This is a genomic window from Mesorhizobium sp. C372A (assembly GCF_030323245.1).
Classification (GTDB): domain Bacteria; phylum Pseudomonadota; class Alphaproteobacteria; order Rhizobiales; family Rhizobiaceae; genus Mesorhizobium.
In genome coordinates this window covers 2,370,792-2,388,369 of record NZ_CP100475.1, presented here as the reverse complement: position 1 = coordinate 2,388,369, position 17,578 = coordinate 2,370,792, and the positions used below count along the sequence as shown (strand labels likewise).

The following is a 17,578-nucleotide window of genomic DNA, read 5'->3' as shown; positions in this document are numbered from 1 at the left end:
GAATTCGGCCACCTCCTACATCAGGATGAGCTTATGTACCAATTGTTTCGCTTTGCTTGCCGGATTGAACCGCATTAGAGCAATTGCCGTATTTGTCTCTTCACCGAATCGGACCTCTCCACCGGAAACGGCTTCCCCGAAAATGCACAGTCTCAAGCGGTTCATCCCCGCCTCGTTTGTCGTCCTGTGGGCGACAGGTTTCATCGGCGCGCGCTACGCCATGCCCTGGGCCGAGCCCTTCACCTTTCTGGCGGCCCGCTTTGTCATCGCCGCCTTGCTGCTCGCCGGCCTGATGCTCGTGCTTGGCTCGAAGCGAGCCACAAGGGCAGAAGCGCTTCACGCCACGGTCTCCGGCATCCTCATGCATGGCATCTATCTCGGCGCGGTGTTCTGGGCGATCCACAGGGGCATGCCCGCCGGGCTTTCGGCGCTGATCGTCGGCCTGCAGCCACTGATCACGGCCGTGCTTGCCGGCCGGTTCCTCGGCGAGGCCATCCTGCCGCGCCACTGGGCCGGCCTTGCCGTCGGCCTTGTGGGGGTGATCATCGTGCTGTGGCCAAAGCTCGGCGCGCTCGGCGGCGGCGTTACGCCCGAAACGCTGGCGGCGTCGCTGGTCTCGGTGCTGGGCATGAGCGCCGGGACCATCTGGCAGAAGCGCTATGCCTCGGGTGGCGACCTGGTGGCGGCGACGATGTGGCAATATATCGGCGGCGGCTCGCTGATGATCCTGGCTTCGCTGGCCCTTGAGACCCACACGGTGATCATCAACGGCGAACTGATCTTCGCCATGGCCTGGCTGGTCCTGGTGCTGTCGATCGGCGCCATCTTCTTGCTGATGGTGATGATCCGCGACGGCGAGATGTCGAAGGTCGCGTCGCTGTTCTACCTGGTGCCGGCCGTCACCGCTGTCATCGCCTGGGCGCTGTTCGGCGAACGGCTCAGCCTCGTGCAGATCGTCGGCATGGCAATCGCGACGCTCGGCGTCGGGCTGGCCACGGCTCGGCCAGCCAAAACCTAGCTGCCGACACGCGCGCGCGCTTCGAGAAAGCGGCTGATCGCTGCATTGAGTTCGCCGCCGAGGATGAAGATCGCCGACAGCATATAGAGGAAAACCACGGCGATCATGATCGAGGCGAGGCCGGCATAGGTCGTCACATAGGACGAGAAATGGTCGAGGTAGGTCGCGAACATCGTCGAGCCGACAAGCCACGCAGCCAGAGTGAAAATGATGCCAGGCACCAGCGAGACAAAGCGGCGCTTGCCCGCCGGCAACCAATAGTGGACGGCAAACAAGCCACCAATGATGACGGTTGAGGCGATGACGTAACGCCACAGCGTGATCGTGCCCGTATAGGGTTTGATCCACTCGAAATGAGCTTCCGCCAGCCGCGCCAGCAAGGGCGCAAAGACCAGGAGCACGCTGATCGCCAGGAAACCGGCCGTCGCGATCAGCACGAAGAAAATGCTCTGCACCCGGCGGTAGATGATGCCGCGCGTTTCGGCGACGCGGTAGGCGCGGTTGAGCGAGGTGCGCAGCGCCTCGATGCCGTTGGAGGCGAAATAGGCCGCCAGCAGCACGCCGTAGGTCAAAAGATCGGTGCGCCGCACGGTCAGCACGTTGAGCACTTCGCGCGCGATAGGCTTCGCGATCTGTTCGGGCCAGGTGTCGAAGACCAGGTGCACGGCAGTATCGGCGAACGCCTGCGCGCCGAGGAAGCTCGCCAGCGTGGTGGCGAAGATCAGGAACGGGAACAGCGCCATCAGCGAAGTGATCGCCAGATGGCTGGCCATGGCCCAGCCGTCATCGGTGTTGAAATGGCCAAGCGCGTCATAGAGCACGCGGCGCAGCACGACGATATTCCGCATCAAGAGCCGCGTTCCCTTCGATTGTCTCGACGCCGCGAATATGGGAAGGGATTGTGGCAAATGGCAACCCTTGCTCAAACCACGACGCCGCCTGCCAAAGAGTTGCGCACCATCATCGTCACCGGCGCCTCGTCCGGGATAGGCGCCCACTGCGCCCGTGCGCTGAAGGCGGATGGCTGGCGGGTGCTTGCAACGGCGCGCAAGCCTGAAGACATAGCCTCACTCGAAGCAGACGGCATCGAGGCGTTTTACCTCGATTACCGTGAGCCGGACTCTATCGAAGCCCTTGTGGGCTCGGTGCTGGAGCGGACAGGCGGACGCCTCGACGCCCTGTTCAACAACGGCGCCCATGCACAGCCCGGCGCCGTGGAAGACCTGCCGGTTGCGGCATTGCGCGAGCAGTTCGAGGCCAATTTCTTCGGCTGGCACGACCTCACCCGACGCATCGTACCGGTAATGCGTCGCCAGGGACATGGCCGCCTCGTTCATTGTTCCTCGATCCTTGGGCTAGCGCCGGTGCCTTTTCGCGGCGCCTACTCAGCCTCCAAGCACGCGCTCGAAGGCCTGATGCTGTGCATGCAGCAGGAACTCAGGGGCAGCGGCATCCATGTCTCGCTGATCGAACCGGGGCCGGTGACCTCGAAAATCGCCAGCAACGGGCTGTTCTGGTTCCTGAAAAACATCGACCACGAGAATTCCGTCCACCACCTCGCCTATGCCACGCAGCTGGCGCGGCTTCGGGCCGGCGGCAGCTCATCACGGCTGAAAAAGGGGCCGGAGGTGGTCTATGCGGCCTTGCGCCATGCACTTCTGTCGCGGCGCCCGCGCCCGCACTATGTGGTAACAGTGCCGGCCAGGATCGGCGTGATGCTCAAGCGCATCCTGCCGGCATCGATGCTCTACCGCGTTCTGGCCAGACGCGCCTGACCGCAACAGAACTGGGAACAGATCATGGCAACCGTCATCAAAGTCCTCCTCGTCCTCGTCATGGTCGCCGTGGTGATCGTGCTTGTCCGCGGCCTCATCAACATGATGCGCGGCGGCTCCGGTGTGAGCTCGAACAAGCTGATGCAGGCGCGCGTGCTGTTGCAGGCGCTGGCGTTGGCACTGATCCTGCTGGTGGTGTACTTCACCCGCAAGTGACGGCCGTTCGGGAGGCGACGTGGTCAAGCTCAACAAGATCTACACCCGCACCGGCGATGACGGCACCACTGGCCTCGGCACCGGTGAACGCAGGCTGAAATCCGACCTGCGCGTCGATGCCTACGGCACCGTCGATGAAGCCAATGCCTGCATCGGCATCGCCCGCCTGCACACAGCGGCAAGTTATCCCGCCATCGACGCCATGCTGTCCCGCATCCAGAACGATTTGTTCGACCTCGGCGCCGATCTCGCCGTGCCCGACGACGGCAAGCCGCTTGGCTACGAACCGCTGCGCATCATCGCCTCGCAGACCGACCGCGTCGAAAAGGATATCGACCTTCTCAACAAGGATCTGCAGCCGCTCAAATCCTTCGTGCTCAATGGCGGCACGCCGGCGGCGGCAGCACTTCATCTTGCCCGCACCGTGGCGCGACGGGCCGAGCGGATCATGGTGGCACTGGCGCAGGACCCGGCCGAACATGTCAATCGCGAGGGGCTGAAATACATAAACCGCGTCTCGGACTTTCTGTTCGTCGCCGCTCGTGCGGTCAATGACAACGGAAATGCCGACGTGTTATGGGTGCCCGGCAAGAACCGCTGAATTTTCGAAGGCGGGAAAGGGCTTGGGGCATGTTCATCCCGCTTTACGACTCCAACAGGTTGCGCCACATCCGGCTGCAATATGTGACGATCGGCCTGATCGCGGCCAACGTGTTGGTCTTTCTCATCACCACGATCGGCGGCGAAAATTTCAACAACGCCGCCGTGCTCGGCCTCGGCTTCATCCCTTCGGTTGTCCACGACACGGCAGAACTCTCGCCCCAATTCGTCGTCATTCCGGAGAGCCTGAGTTACCTCACCTATGCCTTCCTGCATGCCGATATCTTTCATCTCGGCGGCAACATGCTGTTCCTGTGGGTGTTCGGCGATAATGTCGAGGACGCACTCGGCCACATCCGCTACCTTATCTTCTACCTGCTTTGCGCCATCGCCGGCGCCTTCTTCCAAGGGCTCGTCGCCTGGAGTTCGGAGGTGCCGCTGATCGGCGCCTCCGGCGCCATTGCCGGCGTCGTCGCCGCCTATCTGGTCCTCTACCCCCGGGTGAAAGTGTGGGTGCTGGTCTTTGCCCGCATTCCGCTGCGTATCCCGGCCTTCATCCCGCTGATCCTGTGGATCGGCTTCCAAGTGGTGATGTTTGCCGCCGGCGGCGAAAACCAGATATCCTGGGCCTGCCATATTGGCGGCATCATTGCCGGTGGCGTGCTGGTGCTCATCATGCGCAGCCGCGGCGTGCCGCTGCTCGCCGGTGACGACGGCGAGCCGGAACCCGCCGATCAGCCAGCCGCTTCTACTGGGCCGGCGCCAGCCGGTCCCGCTCCCGTGCAACCTGAGACGCGTTGGGGCCGGGGTGGCGCTTCCGGTCACAACTGAACCGATTTGAGCGGTTTGGCCGCTGCCGTGGCATATTGACGTGTTGCGTCTCCACAACTACGGAGAGCGCCACCGCTAGGCGGCAGAAGACAAGAATTCCGTCCGGCCAGAATTCCGTTTGGCCGCAATTCAGTCAGGAATGTCGGCTTTCGACAACTCTGCGGAGGCGCACGCTGCTATAGCGCGCCCGGATATCTCAGGAGAGGTGACAGGCAAATGAAGATCCTTGTGCCCGTGAAGCGGGTTGTGGATGCGAACGTCAAGGTTCGCGTCAAGGCTGATGGTTCGGCGGTTGAACTCGCCAACGTCAAGATGGCGATGAACCCGTTCGACGAGATCGCGGTGGAAGAGGCGCTCCGGCTGAAGGAAGCCGGCAAGGCCGAAGAGATCATCGTCGTGTCGATCGGCCCGCAGCAGGCGCAGGAAACGCTCCGCACCGCGCTCGCCATGGGCGCCGACCGCGCCATCCTGGTCAAGACAGACGAACAGACCGAGCCGCTCGGCGTCGCCAAGGTGCTGAAGGGCGTCGTCGACGCCGAGCAGCCCGGTCTCGTGATCCTGGGCAAGCAGGCGATCGATGATGACTCGAACCAGACCGGCCAGATGCTGGCCGCCCTGCTCGGCTGGGCACAGGGCACTTTCGCCTCCAAGGTCGTGATCGACGGCGACAAGGCCAAGGTGACGCGCGAAGTCGACGGCGGCCTGCAGACGGTAGAGCTGAAAATGCCGGCGATCATCACCGCCGACCTTCGTCTCAACCAGCCGCGCTATGCCTCGCTGCCCAACATCATGAAGGCCAAGAAGAAGCCGCTCGACGAAAAGAGCCCGGCCGATTACGGCGCCGACGTCAAGCCGCGCCTGAAGGTGCTCAAGACCGAGGAGCCCAGCGGCCGCAAGGCGGGCGTGAAGGTCAAGAGCGTCGCCGAACTGGTCGACAAGCTGAAGAACGAAGCCGGCGTGCTCTGAGACTGGAAGGAACAGATAAAATGACCATTCTCCTCATCGCAGAACACGACAACGCAACTCTTTCCGACCAGACCGCCAAGGCGCTCTCGGCGGCGCTGCAGATCGGTTCGGACGTGCATGTGCTGGTCGCCGGCAAAGGCGCCAAGGGCGCGGCCGACGCCGCCGCCAAGCTCGAGGGCGTGAGCAAGGTGCTGCTGGCCGAGGCCGACGAACTGGCCGAGCGCCTCGCCGAACCGCTCGCCGCACTCGTTGTCTCGCTGGCCGGCGCCTACGACACCATAATCGCGCCGGCGACCTCGTCGGGCAAGAATGTCGCGCCGCGCGTGGCGGCCCTGCTCGATGTCGCGCAAGTCTCCGAGATCATCGAAGTGGTTTCACCAGACACGTTCAAACGGCCGATCTATGCCGGCAACGCCATCCAGACGGTGCAGTCGAGCGACGCCAAGAAGGTCATCACCGTGCGCACCGCCTCCTTCCAGGCTGCCCCCGAGGGCGGCTCGGCAGCTGTCGAGACGGTCAAGGCCGCGTCCAATCCGGGCCTGTCCACCTTCGTCGAGAACAGGCTGTCGGAAACCGACCGTCCGGAACTGACCTCGGCCAAGATCATCATTTCGGGCGGCCGCGCGCTCGGCTCCTCGGAAAAGTTCCAGGAAGTCATTCTGCCGGTCGCCGACAAGCTCGGTGCAGCCGTCGGCGCCTCGCGCGCTGCCGTCGACGCCGGCTACGCCCCGAATGACTGGCAGGTCGGCCAAACCGGCAAGGTCGTGGCGCCGGACCTCTATATTGCCGTCGGCATTTCCGGCGCCATCCAGCACCTTGCCGGCATGAAGGATTCGAAGGTCATCGTCGCCATCAACAAGGACGAGGAGGCGCCGATCTTCCAGGTTGCCGATTATGGCCTCGTCGGCGACCTGTTCGTCATCCTGCCGGAACTGCAAAAGGCGCTTTGACGCTCTCTGCCAAAGCGTATTAAATTGTGAAAGGGTGGGGTAGACGAAGCTACCCCACCCTTTTAGTTTGCACTGCACAAAAAGCAGGCCGCAAAGGCCTTTTCGACGGGATCGCTGCAAATGGCCAAGATCGAGACGATCGGCATCATCGGCGCCGGCCAGATGGGCGGCGGCATCGCGCATGTATCAGCACTTTCGGGTTTCAAGGTGCTGATCTACGACGTCTCGCCCGACCGTATCGAGAAGGGCATTGCCACGGTCAGCGGCAACATGGCCCGTCAGGTCGGCTCCGGCAAGCTTGAGGAAAAGCTGCGTAACGAAGCGATGGCGCGCATTTCCGCAGCCCCCACCATGGCTGATCTCGCCGGTGCCGATCTGGTTATCGAGGCGGCGACCGAGGACGAGACGGTCAAGCGCAAGATTTACGCGCAGCTCTGTCCCCAGCTCAACCCGGAAGCCATTCTGGCGACCAACACCTCGTCGATTTCGATCACCCGGCTTGCGGCGCAGACCGACCGTCCCGAGCGTTTCATCGGCATACATTTCATGAACCCCGTGCCGCTGATGAAGCTGGTCGAACTGGTGCGCGGCATCGCTACCGAGGATCAGACCTTCGAGGCGGCCAAGGCCTATGTGAAACAGCTCGACAAGACGATCACCGTCTCTGAAGATTTTCCGGCCTTCATCGTCAACCGCATTCTATTGCCGATGATCAACGAGGCGATCTACACGCTCTATGAGGGGGTCGGCTCGGTCGATGCCATCGACACCGCCATGCGGCTCGGCGCCAACCATCCGATGGGACCGCTGCAGCTCGCCGATTTCATCGGCCTCGACACCTGCCTGTCGATCATGCAGGTGCTGCATGACGGCCTGTCGGATTCGAAATATCGCCCCTGCCCGCTGCTGGTGAAATATGTCGAGGCCGGCTGGCTCGGCCGCAAGACCGGGCGCGGCTTCTACGATTATCGCGGCGAGCATCCGGTTCCGACGCGCTAACCACCAGACCGAAAGTTCCGTGCTACCTCAGGACGCCGCTGCAAGCGGCGGCTCTGCTTGGCCTCTTGACCCGGTATCGTCAGGCGCCACGGAAACACAGCCGCGGCCGGCGGCCTTGGCCGCATAGCAGGCAGCATCGGCCCGGGCGATGATCTCGTCGACTTCACCGCTGTTGCTGTGGATCGGCGCCAGCCCGATGCTGGCATCGATCGCATGCGGCCGGCCGTCCCAGCTGAACTGCAGGCCGCGGATGGCGTCGATGACCGAGCGTGCGGCAATCCTGGCGCCGGCGCTCGACCCGGCTTTCAGGATGACCGCGAATTCGTCACCGCCGAGGCGGGCCACGATATCCTCCGGCCCAAGCGCACCGCGAATGGCCTCGGCAACCCGCTTCAGCAAGGCGTCGCCGGCGGCGTGCCCGCCAGTGTCGTTGACCAGCTTGAAATGGTCTAGATCGATGAACATGAAATGATGCTCGCCCGCCGGCCTGGCCGTGTCGGCCTTGCGGCTCCGGTCGACCAGTTCCTCCATGGTGCGGATAAAGCTCGAACGGTTGGCAAGGCCGGTCAGCGCATCATGCGCGGCGGCATAGGCGAGTTGGCGCTGCAAGGCGCGCGCATCTGTGAAGTCCTGGAAGACGATGACCAGGCCGCAGAACTCCTGGCGGTCGTTCATGATCGGCGACACCACCTGGCGGATGCTGCAGCGCGTGTCGTCGCGACGGATGAGGACGGCGCGACTGTTCTGGTCGGCAGGGCTGGCGCTGCCGAGCGCCGGCCGCGTCATGCCGATCCTTTGCCCGGTTTCTTCGTCCACCGCCCAGTAGACATGGCCAAGCGTCTTGCCGAGCGCCTCCGCGCCAACAACGCCGGTGAGCTTTTCGGCGACCGGGTTCATGAAGGTGATGCGGTTGGCGGCATCGGTGCAGATGACGGCGTCGCCGATCGACTGCAGCGTCACCCTCAGCCGCTCCTTCTCGTCGGCCAGCATTGCCGCCGATACGATGAGGCTTTCCTCGGTTTGCTTGCGCTGGGTGATGTCGGTCAGGCTGCCGATGGCCCTGACCAGCCGTCCGTCCTTGTCGCGTTCGAGCGTCTTGCCGCGGTCGAGGATCCAGACCCAGTGGCCATCCTTGTGGCGCATCCGGAACTCGGCTTCGAAGAACGGTGTCCTGCCCTCCAGATGGGCACGATCGGCTTCGGCGACGTTTTCGCGATCGTCGGGGTGGATCATCGCCAGCCAGCGGTCGGGGTCGCCGTCCAGTTCGCCATCGGCATAGCCCAGCATCTTCACCCAGGTGGCGGAGTAGGTGGTGCCGCCCTTCCGCATATCAAGATCCCAGACGCCTTGTCCGGCGCTGGCCAAGGCAAAATTCCAGCGCGTTTCGGCTTCGGCTATGCGCGCCTCGGATTGCTTGCGCGCATCGATATCCTCGATCTGGGAGACCAGGTAGAGCGGGCTCCCGCTCTTCTCGTCGCGAATGACGGAACCGGCAAGATGGGCCCATACCGGCGTGCCGTCCTTCCTGAGGTAGCGCTTTTCGAAGTGGAAGGCGTTGACGGTGCCCGCCCGCATGCCTTCCATCGTCTCACGGCCGATCTGCACATCGTCGGGATGGGTGATCTGGAAGAAGGTCAGCGCCTCGATCTCCTGCTTGCTATAGCCGAGCATGGCGGCGAAGGCCGGGTTGGTTTCATGGATGCGGCCGTCGAGGCCGACAATGGCGATGCCGATCGCCGAATCCTCCATGGCGCGGCGGAAACGCTGCTCGCTTTCGGCGATCTGCCGGCGGTCGTCCAGTATCCGGTAAATGAACAGGGCGGCGAGAATCAGCGCAACGGCGGCGACCGGCACCGATATCTGCAGGCAGAGTTTCAGCACTTCGGCGCTGACATCGAGCCGCGACAGCAGGAGCGCGACCACGGCAGCGCAAAGCCCTCCGGCCGCAAGCACCAAAGCCACGTGACTGTCAGCCCGCAGGCTTTTTCGCTCTCGTCGCATCACTGTGCATGCCACCCCATGCGCAACACATTTCTGCAAAAAACACTGGATGATCGATTTTAAGGAAAGGTTGCGCCGGAGCCACCGGCAACACGGTGAACCCGCAAACAATTCCCGGCATGATTAAGGATCGGTGATTATTGGGCGATCTTGGACGGCCCGGTCACCAGCGCACGAAGAACCGTCCCCCGAGCGCGCCCAGACCGGCGAGGACGGCGATGGCGAGCGTGTACCAGGTGGCGACGAAAAGCGGAGAATCGTCGAAGCAGTGCGCGGCGTAGAAGGTCGCCGCCAGGCCGCCGGCGAGCAGTCCCGCGACCGCCCCGGCCAACACCGGCCGCGTCGGCGCTCCATAGCGCAGCATCCACAGGAAGACGGCAAGCGGGCCGATTCCGATCAGCGGGATGAAGCCCATGCAGATCATCATGTTGGAGCCGACCATGCGCGTGCTCCACATCGGCTCCGGCACCATGAACAGTTCGAGAGCCACCGCCACGGCCACCAGCAGCGGCGCCGCCAGCATCCAGGCCGCGGCTCTTGCCGTCGAAGCGCCCGGCGTCGACAACGCCCGGACCAGGCCAAAGGCGGTGACGGCGAGCACGATGGTGAACACGAACTTCGCCAGGAACCGCATCGTGTGCATGGCGGTCATGATGTCGGGACGCGGGCCGATGGTGAGAAAGAAGACCAGAGCCGCGATCACCGCCGCGGCTGCCGCCGCCATCAACCAGGCCGAGCGCAGCGGCATCGCCTTGCTGCTTGTGTCGGCGTCGAGTGCCTTGATGAGATCCTCCGTCCTCATGTCACTGCCGCCCGAAGCGCCCCTGCCCAAATCGCTTGGCGATCGCGGCAAGCCCGCGATGCAGCGACACCCGCACCGCCGTCTCGCTGACGCCGAGCCTGGCCGCCGTCTCGCCGATGGAGCGGCCGTCGACCGAGATCGAAGAAACGACGGAACGCTGCGCAGCCGGCAGTCCGTCCAGCGCCCGGTTGATGTCGCGTTCGCTGACGGTCTCGGTTTCCGGCTCGGCAAAGGTCTCGGCGATCTCGTCGATCTCGATTTCGATGCGCCGTCCGCGCCGCCGGAAAGCATCGATCAGCTTGAAGCGGGCTATCGCATAGATCCATGGCAACACCGGCGCGTCCTGGCGCCAGGTATGCCGTTTCACATGAATGGCCAGCAAGGTTTCCTGCACGACATCCTCGGGATCGACCCCGCCCTGTACGATCTTGCGCCTCGCAAAGCCGCGAACCAGCGCGGCGATCCGGTGCAAAAAGTCGGCGTAGGCCCTTTCATCTCCCGCGATCGCGGCCCGCATCAGCCGGGAAAGCTCGGCCTCATCCTTGCCGCTCACAAGAGTTCACTCCCCGATCTTCGCGCCTCGGCACCGATTTGTTACGTGTCCGGCGAAATGATGTCCAAGCCAAAGTGCCGCAAAATCACGAAAGTTTGCGGGAGCGGCGACCGATTGAAGCAGCCGAGCAATGTTGACTACTGCTGTCAGGTATCGATAGGTGCAGCCTGCGAAACCAGAACCACCGAGACTGAGGATGACGCCATGAGATACACGCTCTCCACCCTAGCGGGGGCCACAGCGCTGGCCGTGAGCATGATCGCCGGGCCGGCGATGGCCGCGGATGCCGGCATCATCGTCTACAACGCCCAGCATGAGAGCCTGGCCAAGGAATGGGTCGAAGGTTTCACCAAGGAAACCGGCATCAAGGTCACGCTGCGCAATGGCGGCGACAGCGATTTCTCCAACCAGATCGTCGCCGAGGGCGCTTCTTCGCCGGCCGACGTGTTCCTGACCGAAAACTCGCCGGCGATGACCCTGGTCGAAGCGGCGGGCCTTTTCGCGCCGGTCGACGCCGACACGCTGGCGCAAGTCCCGGCCGAATTCCAGCCGAGCAGCGGCAGATGGGTGGGTGTCGCGGCGCGCAGCACCGTCTTTGCCTACAACAAAACCAAGCTCACGGCCGAAAAGCTGCCCAAATCGATGCTCGATCTCGCCGATCCGAGCTGGAAAGGCCGCTGGGCAGCCTCGCCTTCCGGCGCCGATTTTCAGGCCATCGTCAGCGCGTTGCTCGAGCTCAAGGGCGAAGCCGCAACCGCCGACTGGCTGAAGGCCATGAAGGAGAATTTCACCGCCTACAAGGGCAACGGCACGGTGATGAAGGCGGTCAATGCCGGCGAGATCGAAGGCGGAATCATCTACCACTATTACTATTTCGGCGATCAGGCAAAGACCGGCGAAAACAGCAAGAACGTCGAACTGCATTATTTCAAGAACCAGGATCCCGGCGCTTTCGTCTCGATCTCCGGCGGCGGCGTGCTCGCCTCGAGCAAGCACCCGAAGGAAGCCCAGGCGTTCCTCAAATGGGTGACCGGGAAAGGCGGCCAGGACGTGCTGAAGACCGGCACGTCCTTCGAATACGCTATCGGCAAGGACGCGCAGTCCAATCCCAAGCTGGTGCCGCTGGCCGACCTGCAGGCGCCGAAGGTCGATCCGGCGACACTGAACTCCAAAAAGGTGACGGACCTGATGACGGCAGCCGGCTTGCTTTAGGCTGGGTTCGTCCTAAAAGGGCAACGATTGCGCTCCTGCCGGACTTTCCGCAGGAGCGCTCTGTTTTCGAGATGGCATTGTCCATGACGACACATTGCGTTTCCGGCCGCGCCTGCGGCGCCCCCGCCCCGGCGGCAGTGGCGCGGTCGAGCTGATGCAAACTGCGGTCGATCTCGCACGTTCAGGCCAGACAGTCGGGCGGTCCCGCCGGAAGCCCATGTCCTGGATCGCGCTTGTCGCCATAATTGTCTCGCTGCTGTCGCTGCTGCCGCTGGCGTTCATCATCTGGATCGGCGTGCAGATCGGCTGGGACACTGCTTCGGCCCTGGTCTTCCGGCCGCGCGTCGGCGAACTTCTGGTCAACACCGTGCTTCTGGTGGCGCTCACCGTGCCGATCGCCACCGTGCTGTCGGTGACGCTGGCATGGCTGACCGAGCGCAGCGACCTGCCAGGCGCCCGCCTCTGGGCCTGGCTGTCGGTCGCGCCGCTTGCCATCCCCGCCTTCGTGCACTCCTATGCCTGGATTACCCTGGTCCCGGGACTGCATGGCCTGTGGGCCGGCGTGCTGGTGTCGGTCCTTGCCTATTTCCCATTCCTCTATTTGCCACTAGCGGCCGCATTGCGCCGGCTGGATCCCGCCCTGGAAGATGCGGCCGCAGCGCTTGGCCTCGGACCATGGCGCGTGTTTTGGCGCGTCGTGCTGCCGCAGCTCAGGCTCGCCATTTGCGGCGGTGCGCTGCTGGTTGGACTTCATCTGCTTGCCGAATATGGCCTCTATGTCTTCATCCGCTTCGACACTTTCACCACCGCGATCGTCGACCAGTTCCAGTCGACCTTCAACGGCCCCGCCGCCAACATGCTGGCCGGCGTCCTGGTGACATGCTGCTTCGTGCTGCTCGCTCTGGAGGTGCTGGTGCGCGGCGAAGAGCGCTATGCCCGCGTCGGCTCAGGCGCGGCGCGCCACCGGCAGCGCTCGAGGCTCGGGCGCGCCACGCTGGCTTGCCTGGCTCTGCCTGCCGTCACCACGCTGCTCGCCATCGGCGTGCCCTTCGTCACCATCGGCCGCTGGCTGGTCGCCGGCGGCGCCGATGTCTGGCGTTTGGACGAGATCGGCCTGGCGCTGGGCCAGACGCTGTTCCTGGCGCTGGCCGGCGCCTTGCTTGCGACCATCGCCGCCATGCCGATGGCCTGGATCTCGATCCGCGCGCCGGGACCGCTGCAGCGGCTGCTCGAAGGCTGCAACTACATTGTCGGTTCGCTGCCCGGCGTGGTCATCGCGCTGGCCTTGGTCACCATTACCGTGCGCATCGCCATGCCGCTCTACCAGACGCTGTTCACAATCCTCGTCGCCTATGCCCTGATGTTCCTGCCGCGCGCCTTGATCAGCCTCAGAGCCTCGATCGCACAGGCGCCGGTCGAGCTCGAACGCGCCGCCGCCAGCCTTGGCCGGCCGCCGCTGAAGGCGCTTTGGTCGACAACGATTCGCCTGTCGGCGCCGGGGGCTGCGGCCGGCATGGCGCTGGTCGCGCTCGGCATCATGAACGAGCTGACCGCCACCCAGATGCTGGCGCCCAACGGCACGCGCACGCTGGCCATGGCGTTCTGGTCCTATAGCGGCGAGATCGACTATGCCTCCGCCGCCCCTTACGCCTTCATCATGGTGGCGATGTCGCTGCCGCTGACCTGGCTGCTCTATGTCCAGTCGAAACGGATGGCCGGGCGATGAGCTTTCTCGAAATCAGTGGCCTCACCAAGCACTACGGCCCGGTCGCAGCCCTTGCCGGCATCGAGCTCAGCGCCGCAAGCGGCAGTCGCACCGCGATCGTCGGCCCGTCCGGCTGCGGCAAGACGACGTTGCTGCGGCTGATCGCCGGCTTCGAGGCGCCCGACCAGGGCCGCGTCGTGCTCGACGGCGAGGTGCTGGCCAATGGCGGCCATGCGGTGCCGGCGCACCGCCGCGGCATCGGCCTGGTGGCGCAGGACGGCGCCCTGTTCCCGCATCTCAGCATCGGCGACAATATCGGCTTTGGCATGGCCCGCGGCGAGGACCAGCGCGCCGAGCGCATCGCCGAGCTCGCCTATACCGTCGGGCTGGACAAGGCGATCCTCAAGCGCCGCCCGCACCAGCTCTCCGGCGGCCAGCAGCAGCGCGTGGCGCTGGCCCGCGCGATGGCGATGAAGCCCAGGCTGATGCTTCTCGACGAACCGTTCTCGGCGCTCGACACCGGTCTGCGCGCCTCGATGCGCAAGGCGGTCGCCGAACTACTCGAAGCCGCCGGCATCACCACCATCCTGGTCACCCACGACCAGGCCGAGGCGCTGTCCTTCGCCAGCCAGGTGGCGGTCATGCGCGACGGAAAGTTCTCTCAGATCGGCACACCGCGAGAACTCTATCTGCAGCCGAAAGACCGCATGGTTGCCGAGTTTCTTGGCGACGCCATCATCTTGCCGGCAAAGATTTCAGGCGGCTTCGCCACCTCCTCGCTTGGTCGCATAGCCGTCGACTCGAAGGAGCGGCGCGACATCGCCCGCATCATGCTGCGACCGGAGCAGGTGCAGGTAAAGCGCACGTCGCGCGAAGGCATGTCGGGTCCTGCGGGCACGATATTCGCCGAGGTGACGGACTCGGAATTCGCAGGCTCGATGTGCACCATTGCCGTGCGGCTGTTGAACAACCCCGATCCGCCGGACGCCGCGGCGATCGGCAGCACACCGCTGACCTTACGCAAGCCGGGAATCGACGCACCTGCCGTCGGCGAGATCGTGCGTCTGACAGTTTCCGGCAAGGCGCATGTCTTCGCCTGAACTGCCGATGCGTCGGATTGGCGCGAGCGGCTGCGTCAATCGACTCGTTTCCCAGCATTGTCGAACCAATGCAGCTTCTCGGCCCTGGCCACGACGCGCAGTTGATCGCCGGGTTTGGCCGTGGCGCGGCCGGCCACACGCACGACGATGCGGTTGCCGCCGGCGGCACAGTGAAGAAAGCTTTCGGCTCCCACAGGTTCGACCGCCTCGACCGCCGCAGGCAGAATAAGCGCGCCGGATGATGCCTCGGCACTGAAGGTGACGTCGGCATCCTCAGGGCGGAAGCCAAGCGTGGCGGCGTTCGTAGGCGCGAAGTCAACCGTCTTGCCGTCGGTCAGCGCCGGACCAGCCGGTCCTTGCGAAAGAGGCAGAAGGTTCATCGGCGGCGCTCCGATGAAGGAGGCGACGAAGGTCGATGCCGGCTTCTCGTAGATGTCGAGCGGCGCGCCCGTCTGCTCGACCAACCCGCCATTCATGACGACGAGAATATCGGCCAGCGTCATCGCCTCAAGCTGGTCGTGGGTGACGTAGACCGAGGTGACACCGAGCGAGCGCTGCAAATTCTTGATTTCGACCCGCATCTGGCCGCGCAGTTTGGCGTCGAGGTTGGAAAGCGGTTCGTCGAACAGGAAGACTTTTGGATTGCGCACGATTGCGCGACCCATGGCCACGCGCTGGCGCTGGCCGCCGGAAAGCTCGCGCGGGCGCCGGTCGAGCAGCGCCGTGAGCTCCAGCACCTTGGCGGTCGAGCGAACCCTGCTGTCGATCTCGTCCTTGGGAGTACCCCGGTTGCGCAACCCGTAGGCCATGTTGTCGTAGACCTTCATATGTGGATAGAGCGCATAGTTCTGGAACACCATGGCGATGTCGCGCTCGGTCGGACCGATCGTGTTGACGATCTTGCCGTCGATGGCGACGGTGCCGGAAGAAATGGTCTCAAGCCCGGCGATCATCCGCAGCAGCGTGGACTTGCCGCAGCCGGACGGCCCAACCAGCACGCAAAGCTCCTTGTCGGGAATGGCGATCGAGACACCCCTCACCGCCTCGACGCCGCCGGGATAGACTTTCTTCACATCCTTCAGATCGATGGTCGCCATCAGCTTCTCACTTTTCGGTATCGACCAGTCCGCGCACGAACCAGCGTTGCATCAGCACCACGATCAGGATCGGCGGCAGTATGGCCAGCATCGCGGTGACCATGACCAGATGCCATTGGGTATCGGCATCGGCGAAGGAGACCATCTTTCTAAGTGCGATGACGATGGTGTTCATGTCATTGCTGTTGGTGACGAGCAGCGGCCACAGGTACTGCGTCCAGCCATAAATGAAGAGGATGACGAACAGCGCCGCGATGTTGGTGCGCGACAGCGGCAGCAGGATGTCGAAAAAGAATCGCCATGGTCCGGCGCCGTCGACACGCGCCGCTTCCACCAACTCACCTGGGATGGTCATGAAGAACTGGCGAAACAGAAGCGTGGCGGTGGCCGAGGCGATCAGCGGAATGATCAGGCCGGCATAGGTGTCGATCATGCCGAGATCGACCATCACCTTGTAGGTCGGCAGGATGCGCACCTCGACGGGAAGCATCAGCGTGATGAAGATCAGCCAGAAGAAGACCATCCGAAGCGGAAAACGGAAGAACACGATCGCATAGGCCGAAAGGATCGAGATGAAAATCTTCCCTACCGCGATGCCGAGCGCCATGATCGTGGTGTTGAGCAGCAATCGGCCGACACTGACGCCGCCGATGCGGCCGACACCGCCGAACAGCGCCTCGCTGTAATTGTTCCAGACCTGGTCGCCGGGCAAAAGAGGCAATGGCGGCTTGAGGATGGTCTGCAGCGTCTGCGTGGAGGCAACGAAGGTGTAGTAGATCGGGAAAGCGACGATCAGGATGCCCAGGATGAGCACGGCGTGGGCGATGAGGGCGCGAAGCGGGGACTGACCAATCATCGCTCGCGCTCAACCGTAGTGGACTTTGCGTTCCACATAGCGGAACTGGATGGCCGTGAGTGAGATGACGATGACCATCAGGATGACCGACTGCGCGGCCGAATCGCCGAGGATCAAATTGACGAAACCGTCATTGTAGACCTTGTAGACCAGCGTCTCGGTGGCCTTGCCTGGCCCGCCGCCGGTGACGGCATGAACGATACCGAAAGTGTCGAACAGCGCATAGACAGTGTTGACGACCAGCAGGAAGAAGGTCGTCGGTGCGAGCAGCGGGAAGACGATGGTCCAGAAGCGCTTCGTCTCCCCGGCGCCGTCCATGGCCGCCGCCTCTATCAACGTCTTCGGCACCGCCTGCAGCCCGGCGACGAAGAACAGGAAATTGTAGCTGATCTGCTTCCAGGCAGCCGCAGATACCAGCAGGATCATGGCTTGGTTTCCGTTAAGCAAGGGATCCCAGGCGATGCCGAGACCTCTCAAGGCGTAGGCCAGCGAACCGATCGAGGGGTTGAACAGAAACAGCCACAACATGCCGGCAATCGCCGGCGCCACCGCATACGGCCAGATCAGCAGCGTGCGATAAAGGCCTTTGCCGCGCACCACCTTCTCGGCCATGACGGCAAGCAACAGGGCCACACCCATGGCGACCATCGCGGTCGCCAGAGAGAACACCAGCGTAACTTTGATCGAGTTGAGGTAGGCCGGGTCGGCCAGCACCTTGCGAAAATTGGCGAGCCCGACGAACTTGCTCTTCAGCCCGAACGGGTCTTCCCTGAGCATCGACTGGTAGAGCGCCTGCCCGGTCGGCCAGTAGAAAAAGATCAGCGTAATGGCGAGTTGCGGCGCCACCAGCAGGTAAGGCAGGGTCTTGTTGGGAAAGACGACGCGTGGAGACAGGGT

The 17,578-nt window shown here is 63.7% G+C and carries 18 protein-coding genes; 11 read left to right on the top strand and 7 right to left on the bottom strand.

All coding sequences use genetic code 11. The annotated features are described in order from the left end of the window. The first annotated feature begins 142 nt into the window (after positions 1 to 142). Entirely contained in the window at positions 143 to 1,018 is an 876-nt protein-coding gene (locus NLY42_RS11345; protein WP_023671676.1) for a DMT family transporter, read from the top strand. Here NLY42_RS11345 and NLY42_RS11340 read toward each other — a convergent pair. Next, positions 1,015 to 1,866: a YihY/virulence factor BrkB family protein gene (locus NLY42_RS11340; RefSeq protein WP_023671675.1), complete on the bottom strand. Its 852-nt coding sequence runs from the start codon at positions 1,864 to 1,866 to the stop codon at positions 1,015 to 1,017. The genes NLY42_RS11345 and NLY42_RS11340 overlap by 4 nt on opposite strands. Before the next feature lie 60 nt (positions 1,867 to 1,926). On the opposite strand from NLY42_RS11340, the gene NLY42_RS11335 reads away from it, so the two are divergent. The 7 genes from NLY42_RS11335 (at position 1,927) to NLY42_RS11305 (ending at position 7,355) form a co-directional block, all read left to right on the top strand. After that, complete coding sequence (locus NLY42_RS11335) at positions 1,927 to 2,793, top strand: SDR family oxidoreductase (RefSeq protein WP_023671674.1); 867 nt, start codon at positions 1,927 to 1,929, stop codon at positions 2,791 to 2,793. Positions 2,794 to 2,817: 24 nt separating this feature from the next. Next, positions 2,818 to 3,009 (top strand): twin transmembrane helix small protein, encoded by a 192-nt coding sequence (locus tag NLY42_RS11330; protein ID WP_023671673.1) that lies wholly within the window; start codon positions 2,818 to 2,820, stop codon positions 3,007 to 3,009. A 19-nt stretch (positions 3,010 to 3,028) separates the two neighbouring features. Then, on the top strand, positions 3,029 to 3,610 hold the full coding sequence (locus NLY42_RS11325; RefSeq protein WP_023671672.1) for a cob(I)yrinic acid a,c-diamide adenosyltransferase: 582 nt from the start codon (positions 3,029 to 3,031) through the stop codon (positions 3,608 to 3,610). Positions 3,611 to 3,639: 29 nt separating this feature from the next. Then, positions 3,640 to 4,440, top strand: a complete 801-nt coding sequence (locus tag NLY42_RS11320; protein ID WP_023737459.1) for a rhomboid family intramembrane serine protease — start codon at positions 3,640 to 3,642, stop codon at positions 4,438 to 4,440. 216 nt (positions 4,441 to 4,656) lie between these two features. Then, a complete protein-coding gene (locus tag NLY42_RS11315; protein ID WP_023737458.1) occupies positions 4,657 to 5,406 on the top strand; it encodes an electron transfer flavoprotein subunit beta/FixA family protein in 750 nt (249 codons plus the stop codon). 20 nt (positions 5,407 to 5,426) lie between these two features. Further along, entirely contained in the window at positions 5,427 to 6,356 is a 930-nt protein-coding gene (locus tag NLY42_RS11310; RefSeq protein ID WP_023737457.1) for an electron transfer flavoprotein subunit alpha/FixB family protein, read from the top strand. A gap of 120 nt (positions 6,357 to 6,476) precedes the next feature. Then, a complete protein-coding gene (locus tag NLY42_RS11305) occupies positions 6,477 to 7,355 on the top strand; it encodes a 3-hydroxybutyryl-CoA dehydrogenase (RefSeq protein WP_023671668.1) in 879 nt (292 codons plus the stop codon). Positions 7,356 to 7,382: 27 nt separating this feature from the next. On the opposite strand, the gene NLY42_RS11300 is transcribed toward NLY42_RS11305, so the two are convergent. The 3 genes from NLY42_RS11300 to NLY42_RS11290 all read right to left on the bottom strand — a co-directional run bounded on the left by NLY42_RS11300 (position 7,383) and on the right by NLY42_RS11290 (position 10,711). Then, complete coding sequence (locus tag NLY42_RS11300) at positions 7,383 to 9,317, bottom strand: PAS domain S-box protein (RefSeq protein ID WP_050591089.1); 1,935 nt, start codon at positions 9,315 to 9,317, stop codon at positions 7,383 to 7,385. A 202-nt stretch (positions 9,318 to 9,519) separates the two neighbouring features. Continuing rightward, positions 9,520 to 10,158, bottom strand: coding sequence for an NrsF family protein (locus tag NLY42_RS11295; protein ID WP_023671666.1), 639 nt, complete (start codon positions 10,156 to 10,158; stop codon positions 9,520 to 9,522). 1 nt (position 10,159) lies between these two features. Then, a complete protein-coding gene (locus tag NLY42_RS11290; RefSeq protein WP_023671665.1) occupies positions 10,160 to 10,711 on the bottom strand; it encodes a sigma-70 family RNA polymerase sigma factor in 552 nt (183 codons plus the stop codon). A 204-nt stretch (positions 10,712 to 10,915) separates the two neighbouring features. Between NLY42_RS11290 and NLY42_RS11285 the strand changes: the two genes are divergently transcribed. The 3 genes from NLY42_RS11285 to NLY42_RS11275 all read left to right on the top strand — a co-directional run bounded on the left by NLY42_RS11285 (position 10,916) and on the right by NLY42_RS11275 (position 14,728). After that, on the top strand, positions 10,916 to 11,923 hold the full coding sequence (locus NLY42_RS11285; protein WP_023685327.1) for an iron ABC transporter substrate-binding protein: 1,008 nt from the start codon (positions 10,916 to 10,918) through the stop codon (positions 11,921 to 11,923). Between the two features lie 154 nt (positions 11,924 to 12,077). Next, positions 12,078 to 13,649 (top strand): ABC transporter permease, encoded by a 1,572-nt coding sequence (locus NLY42_RS11280; protein ID WP_023685328.1) that lies wholly within the window; start codon positions 12,078 to 12,080, stop codon positions 13,647 to 13,649. Next, positions 13,646 to 14,728, top strand: a complete 1,083-nt coding sequence (locus NLY42_RS11275) for an ABC transporter ATP-binding protein (RefSeq protein WP_023686694.1) — start codon at positions 13,646 to 13,648, stop codon at positions 14,726 to 14,728. Before NLY42_RS11280 ends, NLY42_RS11275 begins: the two co-directional genes overlap by 4 nt. 35 nt (positions 14,729 to 14,763) lie before the next feature. Here NLY42_RS11275 and NLY42_RS11270 read toward each other — a convergent pair whose 3' ends face one another. From NLY42_RS11270 to ugpA, 3 genes are read right to left on the bottom strand one after another with little or no spacing between them, the layout of a single operon-like run. Then, complete coding sequence (locus tag NLY42_RS11270) at positions 14,764 to 15,825, bottom strand: sn-glycerol-3-phosphate import ATP-binding protein UgpC (RefSeq protein ID WP_023673333.1); 1,062 nt, start codon at positions 15,823 to 15,825, stop codon at positions 14,764 to 14,766. Between the two features lie 7 nt (positions 15,826 to 15,832). Then, positions 15,833 to 16,681, bottom strand: coding sequence for a sn-glycerol-3-phosphate ABC transporter permease UgpE (gene ugpE, locus NLY42_RS11265; RefSeq protein WP_023694018.1), 849 nt, complete (start codon positions 16,679 to 16,681; stop codon positions 15,833 to 15,835). Positions 16,682 to 16,690: 9 nt separating this feature from the next. Next, a complete protein-coding gene (ugpA, locus tag NLY42_RS11260) occupies positions 16,691 to 17,575 on the bottom strand; it encodes a sn-glycerol-3-phosphate ABC transporter permease UgpA (protein WP_023685330.1) in 885 nt (294 codons plus the stop codon). Between the last annotated feature and the right edge of the window lie 3 nt (positions 17,576 to 17,578).